Source organism: Vibrio sp. EA2, from assembly GCF_033042495.1.
Lineage (GTDB): Bacteria > Pseudomonadota > Gammaproteobacteria > Enterobacterales > Vibrionaceae > Vibrio.
This window is the reverse complement of sequence record NZ_JAWLID010000003.1, coordinates 101240-123175: the sequence shown is the minus strand read 5'-3', so window position 1 is coordinate 123175 and position 21936 is coordinate 101240. Positions and strand designations below refer to the sequence as shown.

18 protein-coding genes and 2 tRNA genes are annotated in these 21936 nt (G+C 45.2%); 3 read left to right on the top strand and 17 right to left on the bottom strand.

The window, feature by feature from the left end:
• Window positions 1-21 precede the first annotated feature (21 nt).
• The 16 genes from RXX31_RS08525 to rlmE form a co-directional block, all read right to left on the bottom strand.
• Window positions 22-1368 carry an MATE family efflux transporter gene (locus RXX31_RS08525; RefSeq protein ID WP_317588728.1) on the bottom strand — a complete coding sequence of 449 codons (1347 nt, stop codon included), beginning with the start codon at window positions 1366-1368 and terminating at the stop codon, window positions 22-24.
• 175 nt (window positions 1369-1543) lie between these two features.
• Window positions 1544-2458, bottom strand: coding sequence for a lipoprotein NlpI (gene nlpI / locus RXX31_RS08520; protein WP_317588727.1), 915 nt, complete (start codon window positions 2456-2458; stop codon window positions 1544-1546).
• A gap of 198 nt (window positions 2459-2656) precedes the next feature.
• Window positions 2657-4792 carry a polyribonucleotide nucleotidyltransferase gene (gene pnp / locus RXX31_RS08515; protein WP_317588725.1) on the bottom strand — a complete coding sequence of 712 codons (2136 nt, stop codon included), beginning with the start codon at window positions 4790-4792 and terminating at the stop codon, window positions 2657-2659.
• Between the two features lie 373 nt (window positions 4793-5165).
• Window positions 5166-5435: a 30S ribosomal protein S15 gene (rpsO, locus tag RXX31_RS08510; RefSeq protein ID WP_014232882.1), complete on the bottom strand. Its 270-nt coding sequence runs from the start codon at window positions 5433-5435 to the stop codon at window positions 5166-5168.
• 148 nt (window positions 5436-5583) lie between these two features.
• Window positions 5584-6528, bottom strand: coding sequence for a tRNA pseudouridine(55) synthase TruB (gene truB / locus RXX31_RS08505; RefSeq protein WP_317588722.1), 945 nt, complete (start codon window positions 6526-6528; stop codon window positions 5584-5586).
• Window positions 6528-6923, bottom strand: a complete 396-nt coding sequence (gene rbfA / locus RXX31_RS08500; protein ID WP_317588720.1) for a 30S ribosome-binding factor RbfA — start codon at window positions 6921-6923, stop codon at window positions 6528-6530. Before rbfA ends, truB begins: the two co-directional genes overlap by 1 nt.
• Window positions 6924-7037: 114 nt before the next feature.
• Complete coding sequence (gene infB, locus RXX31_RS08495) at window positions 7038-9752, bottom strand: translation initiation factor IF-2 (protein WP_317588719.1); 2715 nt, start codon at window positions 9750-9752, stop codon at window positions 7038-7040.
• A gap of 20 nt (window positions 9753-9772) precedes the next feature.
• Window positions 9773-11260 carry a transcription termination factor NusA gene (gene nusA / locus RXX31_RS08490; RefSeq protein ID WP_317588718.1) on the bottom strand — a complete coding sequence of 496 codons (1488 nt, stop codon included), beginning with the start codon at window positions 11258-11260 and terminating at the stop codon, window positions 9773-9775.
• Window positions 11261-11296: 36 nt separating this feature from the next.
• On the bottom strand, window positions 11297-11752 hold the full coding sequence (gene rimP, locus RXX31_RS08485; protein ID WP_005456065.1) for a ribosome maturation factor RimP: 456 nt from the start codon (window positions 11750-11752) through the stop codon (window positions 11297-11299).
• A gap of 226 nt (window positions 11753-11978) precedes the next feature.
• Window positions 11979-12055 (bottom strand) — tRNA-Met (locus RXX31_RS08480).
• Window positions 12056-12111: 56 nt separating this feature from the next.
• A tRNA-Leu gene (locus RXX31_RS08475) sits at window positions 12112-12195 on the bottom strand.
• Between the two features lie 16 nt (window positions 12196-12211).
• Window positions 12212-12550 (bottom strand): preprotein translocase subunit SecG, encoded by a 339-nt coding sequence (secG, locus tag RXX31_RS08470; RefSeq protein WP_317588716.1) that lies wholly within the window; start codon window positions 12548-12550, stop codon window positions 12212-12214.
• A 225-nt stretch (window positions 12551-12775) separates the two neighbouring features.
• The gene (gene glmM, locus RXX31_RS08465; RefSeq protein WP_317588715.1) at window positions 12776-14116 is read right to left on the bottom strand and encodes a phosphoglucosamine mutase; all 1341 of its coding nucleotides are present in this window, start codon (window positions 14114-14116) and stop codon (window positions 12776-12778) included.
• 19 nt (window positions 14117-14135) lie between these two features.
• Window positions 14136-14969, bottom strand: coding sequence for a dihydropteroate synthase (folP, locus tag RXX31_RS08460; protein ID WP_317588713.1), 834 nt, complete (start codon window positions 14967-14969; stop codon window positions 14136-14138).
• A 52-nt stretch (window positions 14970-15021) separates the two neighbouring features.
• On the bottom strand, window positions 15022-17001 hold the full coding sequence (ftsH, locus tag RXX31_RS08455) for an ATP-dependent zinc metalloprotease FtsH (protein ID WP_317588712.1): 1980 nt from the start codon (window positions 16999-17001) through the stop codon (window positions 15022-15024).
• Between the two features lie 108 nt (window positions 17002-17109).
• The gene (gene rlmE / locus RXX31_RS08450; protein ID WP_176291836.1) at window positions 17110-17739 is read right to left on the bottom strand and encodes a 23S rRNA (uridine(2552)-2'-O)-methyltransferase RlmE; all 630 of its coding nucleotides are present in this window, start codon (window positions 17737-17739) and stop codon (window positions 17110-17112) included.
• 138 nt (window positions 17740-17877) lie between these two features.
• Here rlmE and yhbY point away from each other — a divergent pair, with 138 nt between their 5' ends.
• Entirely contained in the window at window positions 17878-18174 is a 297-nt protein-coding gene (gene yhbY, locus RXX31_RS08445; RefSeq protein WP_005380066.1) for a ribosome assembly RNA-binding protein YhbY, read from the top strand.
• 77 nt (window positions 18175-18251) lie between these two features.
• Here the strand turns inward: yhbY and greA are convergent, their stop codons facing one another.
• Window positions 18252-18725, bottom strand: coding sequence for a transcription elongation factor GreA (gene greA / locus RXX31_RS08440; RefSeq protein ID WP_317588708.1), 474 nt, complete (start codon window positions 18723-18725; stop codon window positions 18252-18254).
• Between the two features lie 537 nt (window positions 18726-19262).
• Here greA and RXX31_RS08435 point away from each other — a divergent pair.
• Both RXX31_RS08435 and dacB read left to right on the top strand, forming a co-directional pair.
• A complete protein-coding gene (locus RXX31_RS08435) occupies window positions 19263-20285 on the top strand; it encodes a porin (RefSeq protein WP_317588707.1) in 1023 nt (340 codons plus the stop codon).
• A 224-nt stretch (window positions 20286-20509) separates the two neighbouring features.
• Window positions 20510-21931, top strand: coding sequence for a serine-type D-Ala-D-Ala carboxypeptidase (dacB, locus tag RXX31_RS08430; RefSeq protein ID WP_317588705.1), 1422 nt, complete (start codon window positions 20510-20512; stop codon window positions 21929-21931).
• Window positions 21932-21936 lie beyond the last annotated feature (5 nt).

Here is a 21936-nt window from a genome sequence, read left to right as displayed (position 1 = left end):
TTACTATAACTGTCACCTATATCAAGAAGCTTGCATGCTTGGTTCGACAGGGCTCTCCCGAAGCAACTTCTTCACGTCACGCCATAACATACTCATTACGACCAAACTTAACGCAATGTTAGACAATGGGAAGGCGATCCAAATACCCACCACACCGAATATTTTTGGCATGATGAACAGAAATGGCAGCTGAACCATAATATTACCAACCGTAATGAACATTGCCTTACTGCCCTTGTTCATCGACTGATAATACGCCGCGGAAACCATTAAGAACCCATCTAAAAACAGGGCAAACATGTGAAAGCGGATCCCCATCACTGTACTTTCAATTAACTGCTGATCCGAGCTATTGAATACTGACACAACTTCATAGGAAAAAACGTTCATCAAGGTTACAAAAGCGATACCGCCTAATACCGAGGTTCCCATGGCTATTTTGAGCAACTTGCGAATGTTTTCCGGGTTACGCGCGCCATGGTTGTAACTCACCAGAGGTTGCATACCGTTAGCAATGCCCTCTGCAACTAAGAAATAAACAGTCACTATGTAACCGAGAATCGCATAAGCTCCGATCAATAACGCACTACCGTATTGAGCGAACAACGAATTATGCAGCGCCACCATGATCGAGCCATAAGCGTACATAAAGAAACTCGAACTACCGATCATCACGATCTTAGGCACGAACTCAAACTGAACCTGCAGGTCACTTACACTTAAACGCAGCTTAGCTTTCGAACTGAAGAAGTAACCAATACCGAGAACCGTCACTACCATCTGCGCCAAGGCGGTTGCAATGGCGGCACCGGTCAACTCCCATCCCAACCAAGCGATAAAGACATAGTCTAGTAAGATGTTTATCGCTGCGCCTGTTACCATCAGGATCGTGGCTAAGTTAGGGCTATCATCATTTCTCAATAGAAATGGCGCGGCGATCGATCCAAGAGTAAATATGCATGAAACAATCAGTATTCGTAGGTACTGGAGGCCTAGCTCGTATACTTGGCCTTGTGCACCTTGCCAACGAATAAAATCATCCGCAAAGTAAAAAAGAACAGTTGCAACGACTGGCATCAATGCGGCGAGTAGTAATAGCCCGGTAGATAAAATGCATTTGGCACCGTATTGGTCTTGTTCACCACGCTTGATGGAAACAAGAGCCCCCGTGCCGACGCCGACCATCATGCCGACACCTAAGATTGTACCAATCACTGGCCATGCTACGTTAATTCCAGCCAGCCCATCAGCACCAACATAGCGGCCAATAAAAATGCCATCGATCACTTGGTACAAACCATTTACCAACATGGCGGCAACGGTTGGAATAGTGTACTTCCAAAATTGTCTATATATCGAGCCTTGCATAACAATCACCAGCCGTTAGCAACTGCTAACTCGTTAATATTAATAATATTTTATTTTTCTGTACACGAAGTTCATATCGTACAAAACAGCGCCTATGGCTCGCTATGATAACGTAAGCTCAACCAGAACCATATCCGCATCACCATCAAAAAACCGCTCGGTGAGCGGCTTTAGACTAATTCTCTTGTTGCTCGGCTTTCCGCTGAGCTACCCTGTCCTGCTGCAACTGTTCATATATCTGGGCTAACTCGATAAATGAATACCGGTGTTCGACATAATCATAAACATTGAAGGATATCGCCAGCTTATACAGTGAAATGGCACCTGCAAAGTCACCTTCAAGTTGATGACGCTTGCCAAGGTAGAAGTAAGTTTCAGTGAGTCGCTCCGCAAGACGGTAGTTTTCTCTTGTACCATTCATGATCATCTTTAGTGCCTGCTCGTCTGAGACGTCACGCAGCATTATCGCAACGAGGACCCACCCCCACTCCTCACTGCGATCTCGTTGGTAGCGCTTCTTCAGGTTTGCTTTCGCTTGTTCTTGATCCTGCTCGGCTTCAATGATGTAGAGCCACAGCGCACGGAAGGGATCGCTGGGCATCTCTTCATAATGCTTATTCATGTCTTCCAGAGCGAGTTCAATCCGGCTGCCATAATACAATGCGATGGCACGGTTTCTTTCCGCATACGTATTATCTGGGGCCAGCTCTAGGGTTGAATCAAAAGCCTCGTAAGCCGCATCAAACTCACCAACCTGAGTAAAATACACCCCTAATAGATTGAAAATATCCGGTTGAGCTGGGTTTAATTGTAATGATTGGTTGAAATCCAAACGAGCAAGGTCACGTAAGCCGACACTGTCGTAGTAATTGCCGCGCTCATAATGCATTTTTGCACGAACTTCATCACTCAGATCAGGACGCTGAAGAAGCTGAGATAAACGCGCAATTTGAACTTCTTGTTGCACGCTAGGCTGCAGAGGCACCGCCATTGGTGGGTAAACCCACTGCTGAGCCGATTGCTGAGAAGTATTTGCGCAACCGGTCAGCACGATAGCAACACATAAACTTGCGGTTTGAAACCATTTCACTAATTGATACTCCTGTCTGGACTGCTCCGAGTCTGTTTCTCTTAATGCCTTACCTTTATATGCAATAGTAGAATAAATTGCCTCACCTGAGGGTTAACTCTTCGAAACAAAACAAAAAAAAGGGAGCAAAAATGCTCCCCTTTTATAGCATGCTTTCAGGCCCTTACGCTAATAAAAGACCGAAAGTCGAGTATAAGATTACTCGTCTTTAGCGGCAGGCGCTTCAGCTGCTGCTTCTTCAGCTGGCTTTTCTACTGCTTCTTTCATGCTTAGACGTACACGGCCCTGACGGTCGATTTCAAGAACTTTAACTTGAACTTCCTGACCTTCAGTTAGGTAGTCAGATACTTTCTCAACACGCTTTTCTGCGATTTGAGAAATGTGTACCAGGCCATCTTTACCAGGAAGAACCGTTACGAACGCACCAAAGTCCGCCAGACGTGCCACTTTACCCGTGTAGATACGGCCAACTTCAACTTCAGCAGTGATCTCTTCAATACGACGAATTGCTTCTTTCGCTGCAGTACCTTCAGTCGCTGCGATTTTGATCGTACCGTCGTCTTCGATTTCGATAGTTGTGCCTGTTTCTTCAGTTAGCTGACGAATCACTGCACCGCCTTTACCGATAACGTCTTTGATCTTCTCAGCGCTGATCTTCATAGTATGAATACGCGGAGCGAACTCAGAGATATCATCACGAGCACCAGAAATCGCTTCATCCATTACAGATAGGATGTGCTTACGTGCACCTTGTGCTTGGTTAAGCGCAATTTGCATGATCTCTTTAGTGATACCTTCGATCTTGATGTCCATTTGAAGTGCAGTAACACCAGTGTTAGTACCTGCTACTTTAAAGTCCATGTCACCTAGGTGGTCTTCGTCACCAAGGATGTCAGAAAGAACAACGAAATCGTCGCCTTCTTTCACAAGACCCATTGCAATACCCGCAACAGAAGACTTGATTGGCACACCAGCATCCATAAGAGCCAGAGAGGTACCACATACAGAAGCCATTGAAGATGAACCGTTAGATTCAGTGATTTCTGATACAACGCGAACGGTGTATGGGAATTCCTCAACAGATGGCATTACTGCTGCAATACCACGTTTCGCTAGTTTACCGTGGCCGATTTCACGACGCTTTGGAGAACCTACAAAACCAGTTTCACCTACACAGTATGGAGGGAAGTTGTAGTGTAGTAGGAAGTGATCTTTACGCTCACCTGTCAACTCATCAATGATTTGCGCATCACGCTGCGTACCAAGAGTTGCTGTAACGATAGCCTGAGTTTCACCACGAGTGAATAGCGCAGAGCCGTGAGTACGTGGAAGAATACCAGTACGTACGTCTAGCGCACGAACCATGTCTTTCTCACGACCATCAATACGTGGGTTACCCGCGATGATGCTACGACGTACAACTGTCTTCTCTAGGTCATGGAAGATAGTGTAGATTTCTTTCGTGTCCGCTTCTGGATCTTCAGCAAGTAGCACTTCGTTAACTTCTGCTGCGATCGCGTGGATACGGTCGTAACGAGCCATCTTCTCAGTGATTTGGTAAGCTTCAACAAGTTTAGCTTCTGCTAGGTCAGCAATCTTAGTTTTAAGCGCTGTGTTCTCTTCAGGCGCAACCCAATCCCAAGCTGGAGTAGCAACTTCAGCTTTGAACTCGTTGATTGCATTGATCACAACTTGTTGTTGATCGTGGCCGTAAACAACCGCCGCTAGCATTTCTTCTTCAGTTAGGTTGTCAGCTTCTGATTCAACCATTAGCACTGCAGATTCTGTACCCGCTACAACAAGATCAAGGCGAGATGAAGCTAGCTCAGTTTGGCTTGGGTTAAGAACAAGCTGACCGTCGATGTGACCAACACGCGCCGCACCGATAGGACCGTTGAATGGGATACCAGAGATAGCTAGCGCTGCAGAAGTACCAATCATTGTTGGGATATCTGGTTGAACGTCAGGGTTTACTGACACAACCGTAGCAATAACTTGTACTTCGTTTTTAAATGCATCCGGGAATAGCGGACGGATTGGACGGTCGATCAGACGAGCTGTTAGGGTTTCGCCTTCAGATGGACGACCTTCACGCTTGAAGAAACCACCTGGGATTTTACCTGCTGCGTAAGTACGCTCTTGGTAGTTTACTGTTAGCGGGAAGAAGTCTTGACCAGCAACCGCTTCTTTCTTACCTACAACTGAAACGAATACGGCTGTATCGTCCATTGTAACCATAACTGCTGCTGTAGCTTGACGTGCAATAACGCCAGTTTCTAGAGTAACCGTGTGGTTACCGTACTGGAACGTTTTAACAACTGGTTTTTCGAACATTGTTATTCCTTGTTTCTAAACGCGCTGACAATCAGCCGCTTAGGTGTGTTAATAAACACTCAAGGCATTACGAATCGCGACTAGTGAAAAGAAACTCAAACAAATTTCCTTTTAATAGCCGCGACCTTTTGGTCGACGAGGTTGACTGTAATGCAAAGAGTTTAGTGAAAATCTGATCTACTGTTCTATATAGTGGTCATTCACTTATCTAGAACCATAGCAAAAGATTAAGCCGCCAGTATTATAACGGCTTAAGGGGGATTTGGCTAAGCTATAGCAGTCAAAATAAGCTTTCGCAGTCAAAAAATAAATAAGGGGCAACAAAAAAGGGGCATAAAGCCCCTTTTTCGACAAACTGCTAAGCAGTCGCTGATTAGCGACGTAGGCCTAGACGCTTGATTAGGTCTTGGTAGCGAGCTAGGTTCTTACCTTTTAGGTAATCTAGAAGCTTACGACGACGAGAAACCATACGTAGAAGACCACGACGGCTGTGGTGATCGCCTTTGTGCGCTTTGAAGTGACCTTGTAGGTGGTTGATAGAAGCTGTAAGTAGAGCTACTTGAACTTCTGGTGAACCAGTGTCGCCTTCAGATTGTGCGTATTCTGCAACGATTGCTGCTTTAGTTTCTGCATTCAGAGACATAATTCTCTCCTAATAAGAGTAAGTTAATATTTGTGCCAGCCAATCTCTGATTCAGCCGACACGAGAAGCGCGAATTATAGGGAAGTTTATCCATTCACGCAATAAAAAATACCGGCACTAAGGCCGGTATTTTTCAAGTAGTGCGAAATTACTCTTCGTCACGAAAAACCACCAAGCGTTTTGGTGCAATTTTTCCGTCGTTATTCATCTCGCCAACGCCGATAAATAAGCGCTCCTCTCCCATGGTAAGGCGAAGAGAACCTTCAGTAGGCGCACCACTTACTTGAACCGGTTGACCATGTTGAACCATGTCCGCAAGCTCTGGAATCAGGTTCACTTCTGGTAGATCTTCTACCGCCGTGTCCATTGGCATAAGCAGCGGATCCAAAAGCTCACGTGGCGCGACCTCTTGGCGGTGTGCTTGCTCCAGTAACTCGTTAAGTTGCTCAAGCGTAACCATCTTCTCGTATGGATACTTCGCAACACCTGTGCGGCGAAGCATGGTAACGTGAGCGCCACAGCCGAGCATTTCTCCAAGGTCATCAATGATAGTGCGAATGTAAGTACCTTTTGAACAGTGTACTTCCATCTCAACCTCATCACCTTCAAAACGATGAAGGATGATTTCGTAGACCATGATTTTACGAGATTCGCGAGGAACTTCGATTCCTTTACGCGCATACTCGTACAACGGCTTACCTTGGTATTTCAACGCTGAAAACATAGAAGGCACTTGATCCGATTCACCACGGAATTTGTCAATGCACGCTTCTAGCTTCTCAAGATCCACATCGACCGGACGAGTTTCTACGACTTCACCATCAGAGTCTGATGTGTTGGTACGTTCACCCAGTTTCGCGATCACTCGGTAGCGTTTGTCTGAATCCAATAGGAACTGAGAAAACTTGGTCGCCTCACCCAAACAGATCGGCAACATGCCCGTCGCTAGAGGATCCAATGCACCCGTATGACCCGCTTTTTCGGCAAAGTAGATGCGCTTAACTTTTTGCAACGCATCATTAGATGAGATACCTGTCGGTTTATCTAACAGGATAACGCCATTGATTGGACGACCTTTACGACGACGAGCCATTATTCTTCGTCCTCGCGACCAGAATCTTTTTGCTTTTTCTTATCTGCACTAACCACTTCAGACACAAGGTTAGACATTCGCATACCTTCAACCAAGGTATTGTCGTAGTGGAAACGAATTTCTGGAGTAAGACGCAGACGAATACGCTTACCTAGCATCATGCGAATATGCACTTCATGCTCACGCAGCGCTGCTAGACATGATTCTGGTGTTTGCTCACCAACACACAGGAAAGTAACAAATACTTTTGCATAGGCAAGATCACGAGATACTTCAACATCTGAGATAGTAACCATACCCAAACGTGAGTCACGAACTTCACGTTGAAGGATCATGGCAAGTTCTTTTTGCAGCTGCTGTGATACACGCTGCGTGCGGCTAAATTCTTTTGACATATCTTTTCTCTTATATAGAAAGAATGGGGGGTTGGTCTAAGCCAGCCCCCCATGGTGTATTCAACAACCAATTACTACTTATCTATCAAAGATAATATGAGTAATCTTAGTCAATTAGTCTAGAGTACGTTTAATTTCAACGATTTCGAATACTTCGATTTGGTCGCCAACGCGAACATCGTTGTAGTTCTTAACGCCGATACCACACTCGTAGCCATTCTTAACTTCTTGAACGTCATCTTTAAAGCGACGTAGTGACTCAAGTTCACCTTCGTAGATAACAACGTTATCACGCAGTACGCGGATTGGGTTGTTACGCTTAATCAGACCTTCAGTAACCATACAGCCGGCAATTGCACCCAGTTTCGGTGACTTAAATACGTCACGAACTTCAGCAAGACCAATGATCTCTTGCTTGAATTCTGGAGCAAGCATACCGCCCATTGCCTGTTTCACTTCGTCAATCAATTGGTAAATGATTGAGTAGTAACGTAGGTCAACAGCGGCTGCTTCAACCGCACGACGAGCAGATGCATCCGCACGTACGTTAAAGCCAAGAATGATTGCGTTAGAAGCTTCTGCTAGTACTACGTCAGTCTCAGTGATACCACCAACGCCTGAACCAACGATGTTGACTTTAACTTCGTCAGTTGACAGTTTCACTAGAGAGTCTGCGATAGCTTCAACAGAACCCTGTACGTCAGCCTTAAGCACAACGTTCAGTTCAGCAACTTCACCAGCTGTCATGTTAGAGAACATGTTCTCTAGTTTAGATTTCTGCTGACGAGCAAGTTTCACTTCACGGAACTTGCCTGCACGGTAGTTTGCAACTTCACGCGCTTTACGCTCGTCACGAACTACAGTTGCTTCGTCACCTGAAGCTGGCACACCTGACAGACCTAAGATCTCGACAGGAATTGACGGGCCAGCTTCTGTGATTTCCTGACCAATTTCATCACGCATTGCACGAACACGGCCGTACTCTTGACCACACAGAACGATATCGCCTTTGTTTAGCGTACCAGACTGAACAAGAACGGTTGCAACTGGACCACGACCTTTATCTAGACGAGATTCTACAACTACGCCAGACGCCATTCCTTCAGCAACTGCGGTTAGCTCTAGAACCTCAGATTGTAGAAGGATTGACTCTAGAAGTGCGTCAATGTTAGTACCTTGTTTCGCAGAGATGTGAACGAAAATGTTCTCACCGCCCCACTCTTCAGGAATAACATCGTACTGTGCCAGTTCGTTCTTAACGTTATCTGGGTTAGCACCTTCTTTGTCGATCTTGTTCACTGCAACGATCAAAGGAACACCTGCCGCTTTCGCGTGCTGGATAGCTTCAACCGTTTGAGGCATTACACCATCATCTGCAGCAACAACAAGAACAACGATATCTGTCGCTTGAGCACCACGTGCACGCATAGCAGTAAACGCTGCGTGTCCAGGAGTATCAAGGAAGGTGATCATGCCGTTTTCAGTTTCAACGTGGTATGCACCGATGTGCTGAGTAATACCACCCGCCTCGCCTGAAGCAACGTGTGTACGACGGATGTAGTCAAGTGTTGACGTTTTACCGTGGTCAACGTGACCCATGATAGTCACAACTGGTGCACGAGGAACCGCTTCTGCATTCGTGTCACGATCAGACAGTACTGCTTCTTCCAGTTCGTTCTCTTTGCGAAGAACAACTTTGTGGCCCATTTCTTCAGCAACAAGTTGTGCAGTTTCTTGGTCGATAACCTGGTTGATAGTCGCCATTGCGCCCATCTTCATCATCACTTTGATAACTTCTGTCGCTTTAACCGACATCTTGTTAGCAAGTTCTGAAAGAACGATTGTCTCGCCAATTACAACATCTTGCTTAGCAACCGTTGCTGACTTATCGAAGCCATGTTGCATTGAGGTTGGCTTAGCCAGTTTGCCCTTACGGCCGCCTTTGCCACCACGTTGGCCACGGCTACCGTTACGTGCTTGATCATCTTTGTTAGAAGGTTTTTTCTTCTTCTTACGACGACCACCTTCTACTTTGCGATCTGCTTCATCTTCGGCTTCACGTGCGTATTGTGAAGTCGTTACATGGTAATCTGTATCTTCCATATCACCCTTTTTCTCTTCTGCAGCAGACCAACGCTCTTTATTCTTTTCAGCCAATTCGCGAGCTTCTTCAAGCTGGCGCTGACTTTCCTCTTCAGCCTTACGCTTAGCTTCTTCTTCCTGACGGCGTTTAAGCTCGTCGGCCTCTTTTCGCGCTGCTTCTTGCTTAATTTTGTCTTCAGCATCACGTTTCGCTTTTTCGTCAGCTTCACGTTGTGCATTCGTATCAACGTCTCGTTTCGCTTTTTCTTCAGCTTCACGTTTCGCTTTTTCTTCAGCTTCACGTTTTGCTGCTTCTTCTGCTTCACGTTTTACAGCTTCTTCAGCTTCACGCTTTGCGGCTTCTTCAGCTGCGCGTTTTGCTGCTTCTTCTGCTTCACGTTTTGCTGCTTCTTCAGCTTCACGTTTCGCTTCATCTTCAATTGTGCTGCGCTTCACGTATGTACGTTTTTTGCGCACCTCAACCTGAACATTCTTACTCTTACCACCACCCGCATTCACACTAAGTGTACTACGAGTTTTACGCTGTAGCGTAAGGCGTGTCGGCTCTGAATCGCCAGATTTATCACCGTGTTCTTTTTTCAGATGAGAGAGAAGCTGCTGCTTCTCTTCATCAGTAACATTGTCAGAGCTCGCCTTTTTAATGCCAGCGTCAGCAAGTTGTTCAATCAAGCGGTCGACTGGCGTACCAATCTCATCACTCAGTGCTTTAACTGTTAATTGTGTCATGCCGCTTCCTCCTTGCTGAATTATGCTTCTTCGCCGAACCAACAGATGTTACGTGCGGCCATAATTAGCTCACCTGCACGCTCTTCGGTCAGGCCTTCAATACCTTCTAAATCGTCAATGCCTTGGTCAGCAAGGTCTTCTAGTGTTACCACACCTTTTGCTGCCAATTTGAATGCCATTTCGCGCTCTAGACCTTCAAGTCCCAGCAGATCTTCAGCAGGTTCCAGACCTTCAAAAGATTCTTCTTGCGCTAATGCAATGGTTGTTAGTGCATCTTTCGCACGACCACGTAGCTCTTCGATTAGCTCTTCATTCAGGCCATCGATTTCAAGTAGCTCGTTTACTGGTACGTAAGCAACTTCTTCTAACGTTGAGAAACCTTCTTCAACAAGTAGTTGTGCGAAGTCCTCTTCGATATCGAGGTACTTCATGAAGTTTTCAATAGATGCTTGAGATTCTTCTGCGTGTTTCTTCTGCAGATCCGCAACTGTCATTACGTTCAGCTCCCAACCAGTTAGTTGAGAGGCAAGGCGAACGTTCTGGCCATTACGACCGATCGCTTGCGCTAGGTTATCAGCTTCAACGGCGATATCCATTGAGTGTGTATCTTCATCAACGATGATAGAAGCAACATCAGCAGGCGCCATTGCGTTGATAACGAACTGAGCTGGGTTATCATCCCAAAGCACGATATCGATACGCTCGCCACCAAGCTCACCAGAAACCGCTTGTACACGTGCACCACGCATACCAACACACGCACCAACAGGGTCAATACGCTTGTCGTTAGTCTTAACTGCGATCTTCGCACGAGAACCAGGATCACGTGCTGCGCCTTTAAGCTCGATGATGTCTTCAGCGATTTCAGGCACTTCAACACGGAAAAGCTCTGCCAACATTTCTGGCTTAGAACGAGTGATGAAGAGTTGGAAACCACGCGCTTCTGGCGCAACTTTGTACAGAAGACCACGAACACGGTCACCTGGACGGAAGTTTTCACGAGGAAGCTGGTCATCACGTAGGATTACCGCTTCTGCGTTGTTACCAAGATCAAGTACGATGGTGTCGCGGTTTACTTTCTTGACAACACCAGTGATGAGATCACCTTCATTGTCGATGAACTGCTCAACGATTTGTGCACGCTCAGCTTCACGCACTTTTTGTACGATAACTTGCTTAGCCGTTTGAGTCGTAATCCGGTCAAACGTCACTGATTCGATTTCGTCTTCTACGTAGTCGCCTAGCTCAACTGAATCATCTTCATATTGTGCAGCTTCTAGAGAGATCTCTTTAGTTGGGTTTTCAACATCGTCAACCACTAACCAGCGACGGTAAGTAACGAATTCACCTGTTTTACGGTCAATAGCAACACGTACGTCGATTTCGATTTCGTATTTTTTCTTTGTAGAAGTTGCTAGAGCAATCTCAAGAGCTTCAAAGATACGCTCACGAGGTACCGCTTTTTCGTTCGATACCGCTTCTGCTACCGCTAAAATTTCTTTACTCATTGTATTTAGCCTCTAAGCTTAAACTTTTTTAGGGAACTAAAATTTAGGGATCAGGTTAGCTTTTGAAATATTACTTAAAGCAAACTCTTCTTGCTGGCCTTCGACAGTAACTGTCACTGTTTCGCCATCAACACCGTGGATAATGCCTTTCCACTTACGTCGGTTTGCTACAGCCATCTTCAAAACGATGCTGACCTCGTGACCAATAAATTGCTCGTAATGTGCTGCTTTGAAAAGCGGTCTTTCTAAACCTGGAGAAGACACTTCTAGGCTGTAAGCAACCGAAATTGGGTCTTCAACGTCTAGTACCGCACTTACTTGGTGGCTAACTTCTGCACAGTCGTCCACGTTAATGCCATTTTCATGGTCAATATAGATGCGTAGCGTTGAGTGTGCGCCTGCTCGAATGAATTCTAATCCAACCAACTCATAGCCCGACGCCTCAACAGGAGCTTCAAGCATTTCAGTAAGTTGTCTTTCTAAACCAGTCATTTAAACCACTCCAGAAACAAAAAAAGGGCTCAGAGCCCAATCAAAAAACCAAGCAGCAACCTGAGATATTTAAAAAACTCAGATAACAAAAAACCCCGATAGTCGGGGTTTTATGCTGCTGGACCCTGATACGTTAAGAATAGATAAAAACCTCATTCTTAACTCGTAGTGTGGTTAGTACTACGCAAACTTGCCAACTCTCGATTTCTTATTCAAAGAAAGAGGTTGGTTGCGGGGGCCGGATTTGAACCGACGACCTTCGGGTTATGAGCCCGACGAGCTACCAAGCTGCTCCACCCCGCGTCCGACTTGCTGAGCATTATACTCGCAAACAAGTGATTTACAAGTTTGTAAATACATGGTGCCGAGAGAGGGACTCGAACCCTCACACCAAAGGCACTAGCACCTCATGCTAGCGTGTCTACCAATTTCACCATCTCGGCATCAAAACCTTACAGCTTATTGAGGAATTTCATCACCCGTAGGGGCTGGAACTTCACTCGCTGCGTCCTCAACTTGTTCTACAACGGTTTGACCTTGGATAGGGTTTTCCCATTGAGACTCAGTCTTGTGTGTAGACATACGACCAAGTAGCAAGCTAATGACAAAAAATACGGTTGCTAAAATAGCAGTTGTTCGGGTTAAGAAATTACCTGAGCCGCTAGCACCAAACACTGTGTTTGAAGCACCAGCACCGAACGAGGCTCCCATATCTGCGCCTTTACCTTGTTGAATCAACACAAGGCCAATCACACCAAGCGCTGCCAACAGGTAAATCACAAGTAGAACTGTAAACATTTTTTCCACCTATGTTCCAAATTGTTGAGCCAGCGCCGCTCAAAAATAATCAATCTTATTAAATGAACAAGGCTAGCGACCTCCTAACGGGAGGCGGTGCAATACTAGCGAAAGCCATTAACGCTGACAAGGGGAAATTAGTAAAAAAACCACGTCCGTGAGTCGAACGCTCAAAAAAAGGGCAAAAACCGCCCTTTTCTTTCATGTTGTCGTTTAACGCAATGATTAAAAACTTGCTTTTACAGCATCAGCAATTTTAAGCGCTGAGGTCTGGACAAGTTCTGCGTCTTCGCCTTCGACCATGACACGAATCAGTGGCTCAGTACCTGACTTACGTAGTAGCACTCGACCTTTCTCGCCTAACTCAGCTTCAACTTCAGCAACAGAGTCCAATACTGCTTTTGCTTCCAGTGGATTCACATCACCAGAGAAGCGAACATTTTCAAGAACTTGTGGGTAAAGCTTCATTCCTTGAGAAAGATCGTATAGCGACATATCGCTACCAATAATAGAAGCAAGTACCTGTAAAGCAGCAACGATCGCATCACCGGTGGTGACTTTATCAAGCAAGATAATATGGCCTGAGTTTTCAGCACCGATCTTCCAGCCTTTAGCAAGCAATTGCTCCATAACGTAGCGATCACCTACCGCAGCACGTACAAATGGAATACCTAACTGCTTCAGACCATTTTCCATGCCTAAGTTAGTCATCAGCGTACCAACAACACCACCTTTCAGCTCACCACGGCGTAGCGCATCTCGAGCGATGATGTAAGCAATTTGGTCACCATCAACTTTATTACCCAAGTGGTCAACCATGATTAGGCGATCACCATCACCATCAAACGCTAGCCCTAAGTGCGCTTGCTCTTCTACTACACGCTTTTGTAAAGCACGTACGTCCGTCGCGCCAACTTCATCGTTGATGTTTGTACCATTAGGCTCAACACCCATCGCAATAACTTCGGCACCCAGCTCTTTAAAGACATTAGGAGCAATGTGGTAAGTCGCACCATGTGCACAGTCAACCACAATCTTAAGGCTTGATAGCGTCAGCGCAGAAGGAAAAGTACTTTTACAGAACTCAATGTATCGGCCTGCTGCGTCGTTTAGACGGGTTGCTTTACCTAACTCAGCAGACTCCACACATTCAATTTCTTTATCCAGTTCAGCTTCGATCGCAAGTTCAATATCATCAGGTAACTTGGTGCCTTCAGAAGAGAAAAACTTGATGCCGTTGTCGTAGTATGGGTTGTGAGATGCCGAGATAACAATCCCGGCTTCTGCTCTGAATGTTTGTGTTAAATAAGCCACTGCTGGTGTTGGCATTGGTCCAGTAAACGTTGCTTTAAGCCCAGCGGCAGCCAAACCTGCTTCTAGTGCAGATTCCAGCATATAGCCAGATATACGAGTATCTTTACCGATAATTACTTTTTTTGTGCCTTGTTTCGCTAATACGCGACCAGCTGCCCAACCTAGCTTAAGTACAAAATCAGGTGTGATTGGATATTGGCCAACTTTGCCACGCACACCATCTGTACCAAAGTAACGTCTTTTATCAGACATAAACTTTCCTTTGTTATTTTTAAATATTGTTTTTCGTCATCTCAACAACTTTCATCGCTTCTAGCGTTTCTTCAAAGTCGTGTACCCGAATGATCTGTGCACCTTTCATCGCTGCAATGGTGGCACAAACGACACTGGCGTTTGTACATTCTGCGGCAGGCTTATCCAACAGTTTAAAAATCATCGACTTACGAGACAGGCCGGCCAAAATCGGCAAGCCAAATTCATGAAACTTCTCGAGATGAGCCAGCATATGATAATTGTGTTCAATGGTTTTGCCAAAGCCAAAACCAGGATCAAGAATGATATTTTCACGAGCAATACCTGCCGCTTCGCATACTGCCATTCGCTCGGCTAGAAACTGCTCCACTTCCTGCATGAGATCATCATATTGCGGGTTCTGTTGCATGGTCTTTGGTTGACCTTTCATATGCATGATGCACACCGGTATATTCGCTTGTGCTGCAACTTCCAATGCGCCCGGCTCGGTCAGTGAACGAATATCATTAATCAGGTCTGCCCCTGCTTCCACGGACTGACGAATGACTTCAGCTTTACTGGTATCCACTGAGATCCAGACGTCTGGGTAGTGTTCTCTTATCGCTTTGACGACCGGGATCACTCTTTCAAGTTCCTCTTCCAGAGTCACTTCAGGAGCACCAGGACGTGTTGATTCACCGCCAACATCAATAATGCTCACCCCTGCTTTTATCATTCTCTCAACTTGGGCAAGGGCTAAATCTAGTGAATTGAACTTGCCTCCATCAGAAAAGGAATCAGGTGTGACGTTGAGGATGGCCATTACATGTGGACGAGAAAGGTCCAGAGATTTGTTTTTTGCTTTAATAATCATAATAAATACAAAAACCCCGAGCGAACTCGGGGTTTATCAATATCAACAATAGTTATTCAGAATCTTTCTTTTCTGGTGCGTCAGTTGAAGCCGCTTCTTGGGAAGTGGACTGTTCTGCATCTTTATCAGCATCAGCCTTTTTTTCTTCCTCTTTCGCTGCAGGCGCAGCTTGCGGTTTATCATCAACCTCAGGCTTGTTAGTCAGGTTATCACTCCAACCAGCCGGTTCACGAATTTCAGACTTACGCTCCATCAGGTCATCGATTTGGTGAGCATCAATGGTTTCATACTTCATTAGCGCATCTTTCATCGCATGCATGATATCCATGTTGTCTTGCAAAATCTTCTTAGCACGGTCGTAGTTGCGGTCGATGATTTGACGAACTTCGTCATCAATCAGCTTAGCGGTATCATCAGACATATGTTTTGTCTGAGTTACACTGCGACCTAGGAACACTTCACCTTCATCTTCTGCATATAACAAAGGACCAAGTTTTTCAGAGAAACCCCATTGCGTTACCATCTTACGCGCAATATCTGTTGCACGTTCGATATCGTTAGAAGCACCTGTTGAGACTTTCTCGGCACCGTAAATCAGCTCTTCAGCAAGACGACCACCGTACAGACTAGAAATCATGGATTCTAAGTGCTGACGAGACATGCTTACGCGGTCTTGTTCTGGCAGGTACATCGTCACACCGAGTGCACGACCACGAGGAATAATCGATACCTTGTACACAGGATCATGTTCAGGAACTAAACGACCGACAATGGCGTGACCCGCTTCGTGGTAGGCAGTGGACGCTTTCGTCTCTTCTGACATCACCATTGAACGGCGCTCAGCACCCATCATGATTTTGTCTTTAGCCAGTTCAAACTCAACCATTGATACGTTGCGTTTATTACCACGAGCCGCAAATAGCGCTGCTTCGTTTACTAGGTTTGCTAAGTCCGCACCTGAGAAGCCTGGAGTACCACGTGCAATTAGAGAAGGCTCTACGTCACCCGCTAGAGGTACTTTACGCATGTGGACTTTAAGAATTTGCTCACGGCCACGCACGTCTGGTAGACCAACAACGACCTGACGGTCAAAACGACCAGGACGTAGCAATGCAGGGTCAAGAACGTCTGGACGGTTAGTCGCAGCAATAACGATAATACCTTCGTTACCTTCGAAACCATCCATTTCAACCAGCATTTGGTTCAATGTTTGTTCACGCTCATCGTGACCACCACCTACACCAGCACCACGCTGACGACCAACCGCATCGATCTCATCGATAAAGATGATACAAGGTGAGGCTTTTTTCGCTTGTTCGAACATGTCACGCACACGAGATGCACCGACACCAACAAACATTTCAACGAAGTCAGAACCCGAAATCGTAAAGAACGGTACTTTTGCTTCACCAGCAATCGCTTTAGCAAGCAGTGTTTTACCAGTACCTGGAGGACCGACCATTAGCACACCCGTTGGAATCTTACCGCCCAACTTCTGGAAACGGCTTGGATCGCGCAGGTAGTCAACCAACTCTTTTACGTCTTCTTTGGCTTCATCACAGCCAGCAACATCTGCAAACGTAGTCTTGATCTGCTCTTCGCTCATCATTCGAGCTTTACTCTTACCGAAAGACATCGCGCCTTTACCGCCGCCGCCTTGCATTTGACGCATGAAGAAAATCCATACACCAATCAGTAAGATCATTGGGAACCAAGAAATAAAGATAGTGCCGAGCAAGCTTTGCTCTTCAGGTGGTGTACCTTGCACTTTCACGTTTTGGTTAATTAGGTCATCCAGAAGCTTTTGGTCATACACTGGCATGTATGTGACCATCTTGGCACCGCCGCCACGACGAATAAAGCTAATTTCTTCGCCTTTAAAAGTTGCTTCTTGAATCTGGCCTTGGCCAACTTCCTGTACAAACGTGGTGTAATCCACGGTTCTGCCATTACTTTCTCCAGGGCCAAAGCTCTGGAATACCGACATCAATACGACAGCGATAACAAGCCACAGAATTAAATTTTTTGCCATGTCACTCAAGGTGTAAGCCTCTCGATAACTAATTGTAATTAAAGGTAGGGTACTACAGTTCATTGACTGTAGCCATAGTGTTAACACGCTCTTAATAGAGCAAAATGGTTAACCTTTGTAACCAGTGGCTACTACAAAGACCTCTCGAGAGCGAGCTCGCGAAGAATCTGGTTTTCTGACTTTTACGACTTTAAACATGTCTCGGACTTCTTTCACGTACTGATCGAAGCCTTCACCCTGGAAAACTTTAACAACAAAGCTACCATTAGGCGCTAGAACTTGTCGACACATATCTAAGGCCAATTCAACTAAATACATCGCTCTAGGTTGATCGACAGAGTTATTACCAGCAATGTTAGGTGCCATATCAGACATGACTACGTCCACCATCGATGGCTGGATTCTTTCTAACAAAGCGTCTAAAACCGCATCGTCACGAAAGTCACCTTGTAAAAAGCTTACACCAGCAATCGGATCCATTGGTAACAAATCACACGCAATAATTTGACCACTATCTCCTACTATTTTAGCAGCATACTGCGACCAACCGCCTGGAGCTGCACCCAAATCGACCACGGTCATACCTGGTTTTAACAGCTTATCTTTGGCTTGGATTTCATCAATTTTGAAGTAAGCACGTGAACGATAACCTTTTTTACGAGCTTCATTCGCGTATTTATCATCAAAGTGTTCTTTCAACCAACGACCAGAACTCGCCGAATGTTTTTGTTTACTCATTTTAATCCTAACAAGGCACAAATAGGAGCTATTGTTTTAATAGGCGTAACCTATTACTCAATAAATTATAGTCTTCAGCAATAGATGGCGTTAAAATAGCTTTTTTCAACCCTTATTTTAAAGAAAATTGGCCGCGTAATGAACCTAAGCACCAAACAAAAGCAGCACCTAAAAGGCCTGGCTCACAGTTTAAAACCTGTTGTGCTAATGGGCGCAAATGGACTTACAGAAGCCGTGCTAGCAGAAATTGAAATCGCTCTAAACCATCACGAACTGATCAAAGTAAAAGTTGCTTCAGAAGATCGTGAGACAAAACAGCTAATCATCGACGCTATCGTACGTGAGACGGGCGCAGAAAAAGTTCAGACTATCGGTAAAGTACTTGTACTGTATCGCCAATCTGAAGAGCGTAAAATCGAAATCCCTCGTAAGTAATCACTACTTGCGTTGCTGAAGAAAAGGTCGCCAATGGCGACCTTTTTATGTTTTACAGACAGAATAATACTCTCTGACTAAATATATTCTACTCGATCAATCTCGAAGTCTTTTGCGCCGCCCGGAGTTTCGATAACGACCTCGTCACCTTCCATTTTACCAATCAGGCCACGAGCAATTGGAGAGCTAACAGAAATACGGCCCGCTTTGATGTCAGCTTCATCATCGCCAACAATTTGGTAGGTTTTTTCTTCGTCAGTATCGATATCAATCAAAGTCACTGTTGTGCCAAAAATCACTTTTCCGGTGTTTTCCATTTTAGTCACATCGATAACCTGAGCAATAGACAGCTTGTATTCGATATCGCGGATCTGCGCTTCACAAATACCCTGCTCTTCACGCGCGGCATGGTATTCCGCATTCTCTTTTAAGTCACCTAGCTCGCGAGCTTCTGCAATCGCCTCAGAAATTTGAGGACGTAGCTTAAGTAGACGATCTAATTCTGTACGTAGCATTTGTTCGCCACGTAGTGTCATTGGCACTTTTTCCATTATATTACCTCATGCCCAACTATGTTTTGGACAAAAAAACCCTACCCTGTCAGTTGACAGGGTAGTGTGTTTGAAGATGTGTTTTATCTAGTGTAAACAAACTCAGATGTGAAATCACCCTAATTCGAACTCAAGTATCGCTGAGTACTCGAGCATAATGATGTGCGTCACTATTTAGTTTCATCATTATTGTAATTTATTGAAAAACAACACGGTTTTTTAAAAGAAAAAACCTCAAAAAACATAAAATATAATCAATCCCAAATTCAAAACAAAAAACAATAAAACAATATTTATCAGACACATAGAAAACAAAACCACACAATCGAACAGCGTTCACTATCGAAATTTATATCATTTTACTAACTCACAAGGAAACTTTAACGGTAAAACGTGTCCAGCAAGTTGTTCGATCAAAGACTTACCGACACGCTCTACTCGTGTGCATGGCATTTCTTTCCGAGACCAATAGCTTGTGAGAGCAAGCCTCTCCCCCATACAACAATGAATTATGGACAGCTAACTAGGACAAATAAGATGAAAAAGACTCTAATTGCTCTTTCTGTATCTGCAGCAGCAATGGCAACTGGCGTAAACGCAGCTGAACTTTACAACCAAGATGGCACTTCTCTCGAAATGGGTGGCCGCGCTGAAGCACGTCTATCTATGAAAGATGGCGATGCTCAAGACAACTCTCGCATCCGTCTAAACTTCCTTGGCAAACAACAAGTCAGTGACAACCTATACGGCGTTGGTTTCTGGGAAGGTGAATTCACTACCGCTGACTTTGACGACCAAGGCAATGACATCAGTGGTGAAGACTCTCTAGATACACGTCTTGCTTACGCTGGTCTAGGCGGCGCTTGGGGTGAGTTCTCTTACGGTAAAAACGAAGGTGCGCTAGGCGTTATCACTGACTTCACGGATATCATGGGTTACCACGGTAACTCAGCAGCTGACAAACTTTCAGTCGCTGACCGTGCAGACAACATGATGGCTTACAAAGGCCAATTCGAAAACCTAAGTGTTAAAGCAAGCTACCGCTTCGCTGACCGTGTGGAAAACGCTAACGGTGATTTCTCAGACAACGATCAAGACGGTTACTCTCTATCTGCAATCTACGCTCTAGCAAACACTGGCGTTGACTTAGCAGCGGGTTACGCAGAACAAGACGAAGCTAACGAGTACATGCTAGCGGCATCTTACACTATGGGCGATCTATACTTCGCTGGTGTATTCACTGACGGTGAGAAGATGACTGATGACTTTTCTGATACTGTTGACTACACAGGTTACGAACTAGCAGGTGCTTACACTGTCGGTCAAACTGTATTCACAACAACGTACAACAATGCAGAAACAAACGACGAAACGTCTAAAGACAACATTGCTATTGACGCGTCTTACTACTTCAAGCCTAACTTCCGTGGTTACGTTTCATACAACTTTAACCTAATCGACTCTGGCGACAAGTTTGGTTCTACTACTGGTCTGAACACAACAGCAACTAAGATCGATGCAGAAGACGAGCTAGCTCTAGGTCTACGTTACGACTTCTAATTAAGCTTTATAGCGAATAGCGAATAGCGAATAGCGAATAGCGAAAGTTTCATTCAATGCCCGCATTTTGCGGGCATTTTTTATTCCCAGTTAACAAACCCCGCTCGTAACTTCCTTATTATTGGCTGATTAATAAATGACGAGAAAACCATTCTTCCTTCACCTAGCATCTTGGAGGAACTTGGGTATACTCAACTACATAACTCACGTCAGAGAGTGCCTCTATGCGTTTACGTTGGTCCCTATTTTTACTGTCCCTGCTATGTCCGTTAGCCACGCAAGCATATCCTCATCAGGAAGTGCTACCAGATGGCGCACGCATCAGCCTGGTTGCGCAAAAACTCACTGATAATGCAGAGCTTGCTGGTATTCACCCTACCGAGCAGCTATTTCCACCAGCCAGCACGCTCAAGATTGTCACCGCTTTAGCCGCCAAGCTAGAACTCGGGGATAGTTTTAGATTTCGAACCAGACTTGAAGCATCTAGCTCAGATGCCGTCATTACTTTTGTTGGCGATCCAACGTTACAAACCAAAGATCTCAAAGATCTTCTAACCCTTGCAAAAAAGAATGGCTTAAAACGTATTGACGGCGATTTGTGGCTCGATAACAGCATTTTCACTGGCTATAACCGCGCGGTAGGATGGCCATGGGATATTCTTGGTGTTTGCTACAGCGCCCCGGCATCCGCCATCACACTGAACAAAAACTGTGTACAAGCATCCATCTACACACAGAAAGATGGTGGGACAAGGGTATTTGTGCCCGAACATCAACCTATTTATGTGAAAACTTCCGTAGAGACGGTAACACGAGCCGTTCAGAAAAGTCGCCACTGTGATTTGGACCTTCTACCCAACCCTGACAATCGCTATGAGTTAAATGGCTGCCTGGTCGCAAGAGATAAGCCATTACCTCTAAAGTTTGCTGTCCAAGATCCTGAAATGTATACCAGCAAAAATATCACCGCTTTGCTTGCTCAACTAAACATTAAGCTAACAGGCAAAATAAAGGTGGGGCCGGCGCCGAAGAAACAGCGCAAACTTTTCGCTCTGCACCAGTCTCAGCCATTATCTGTTTTGCTCGATCAGATGTTAAAACGTTCAGACAACCTGATCGCCGACACGCTGACTAAAACGCTTGGCGCGAAATTTTTTGTTCAACCCGGCAGTTTTACCAATGGTACTGAAGCTATCAAGCAAATTATCTTCGCGAATACGGGCGTCGACATCCGACAAGCACGTTTGGAAGATGGGTCTGGGTTATCGAGAAACAACCGAATCTCCGCAACCAAAATGGCCGAGATATTACGTTATATCTGGAAAAATGAAAAACAGCTCAACCTGATCGCTATCATGCCAAAATCAGGGGAATCAGGAACACTTCAATACCGCAAAAGCATGCGTAATGCACCGATTAAAGGACAACTGATTGCCAAAAGTGGTTCGTTATATGGGACTTACAATATGGCCGGATATGGGCTGGATAAGAACGGCAAACCGAATACCATCTTTGTCCAGTTTGTCTCTGATTACTTCCCAGAGAAAAAGGATGGCAGCACACCTGCAGTCGCGCCGATTACCAGTTTTGAGAAACTATTCTATAACGATGTCGTGAACTTCAGTCAGACGGTACCGAAAAAATAGTGTCT

What these genes read in the sequence shown, in the direction of transcription:
- RXX31_RS08525 (WP_317588728.1), bottom strand. Translation starts at nt 1,368, where the DNA reads ATGCAAGGCTCGATATATAGACAATTTTGGAAGTACACTATTCCAACC.
- pnp (WP_317588725.1), bottom strand. Translation starts at nt 4,792, where the DNA reads ATGTTCGAAAAACCAGTTGTTAAAACGTTCCAGTACGGTAACCACACG.
- rpsO (WP_014232882.1), bottom strand. Translation starts at nt 5,435, where the DNA reads ATGTCTCTGAATGCAGAAACTAAAGCAGCAATCGTTGCAGAATACGCA.
- truB (WP_317588722.1), bottom strand. Translation starts at nt 6,528, where the DNA reads ATGGCTCGTCGTCGTAAAGGTCGTCCAATCAATGGCGTTATCCTGTTA.
- rbfA (WP_317588720.1), bottom strand. Translation starts at nt 6,923, where the DNA reads ATGTCAAAAGAATTTAGCCGCACGCAGCGTGTATCACAGCAGCTGCAA.
- infB (WP_317588719.1), bottom strand. Translation starts at nt 9,752, where the DNA reads ATGACACAATTAACAGTTAAAGCACTGAGTGATGAGATTGGTACGCCA.
- nusA (WP_317588718.1), bottom strand. Translation starts at nt 11,260, where the DNA reads ATGAGTAAAGAAATTTTAGCGGTAGCAGAAGCGGTATCGAACGAAAAA.
- rimP (WP_005456065.1), bottom strand. Translation starts at nt 11,752, where the DNA reads ATGACTGGTTTAGAAAGACAACTTACTGAAATGCTTGAAGCTCCTGTT.
- secG (WP_317588716.1), bottom strand. Translation starts at nt 12,550, where the DNA reads ATGTTTACAGTTCTACTTGTGATTTACCTGTTGGCAGCGCTTGGTGTG.
- glmM (WP_317588715.1), bottom strand. Translation starts at nt 14,116, where the DNA reads ATGTCTGATAAAAGACGTTACTTTGGTACAGATGGTGTGCGTGGCAAA.
- folP (WP_317588713.1), bottom strand. Translation starts at nt 14,969, where the DNA reads ATGATTATTAAAGCAAAAAACAAATCTCTGGACCTTTCTCGTCCACAT.
- ftsH (WP_317588712.1), bottom strand. Translation starts at nt 17,001, where the DNA reads ATGGCAAAAAATTTAATTCTGTGGCTTGTTATCGCTGTCGTATTGATG.
- rlmE (WP_176291836.1), bottom strand. Translation starts at nt 17,739, where the DNA reads ATGAGTAAACAAAAACATTCGGCGAGTTCTGGTCGTTGGTTGAAAGAA.
- yhbY (WP_005380066.1), top strand. Translation starts at nt 17,878, where the DNA reads ATGAACCTAAGCACCAAACAAAAGCAGCACCTAAAAGGCCTGGCTCAC.
- greA (WP_317588708.1), bottom strand. Translation starts at nt 18,725, where the DNA reads ATGGAAAAAGTGCCAATGACACTACGTGGCGAACAAATGCTACGTACA.
- RXX31_RS08435 (WP_317588707.1), top strand. Translation starts at nt 19,263, where the DNA reads ATGAAAAAGACTCTAATTGCTCTTTCTGTATCTGCAGCAGCAATGGCA.
- dacB (WP_317588705.1), top strand. Translation starts at nt 20,510, where the DNA reads ATGCGTTTACGTTGGTCCCTATTTTTACTGTCCCTGCTATGTCCGTTA.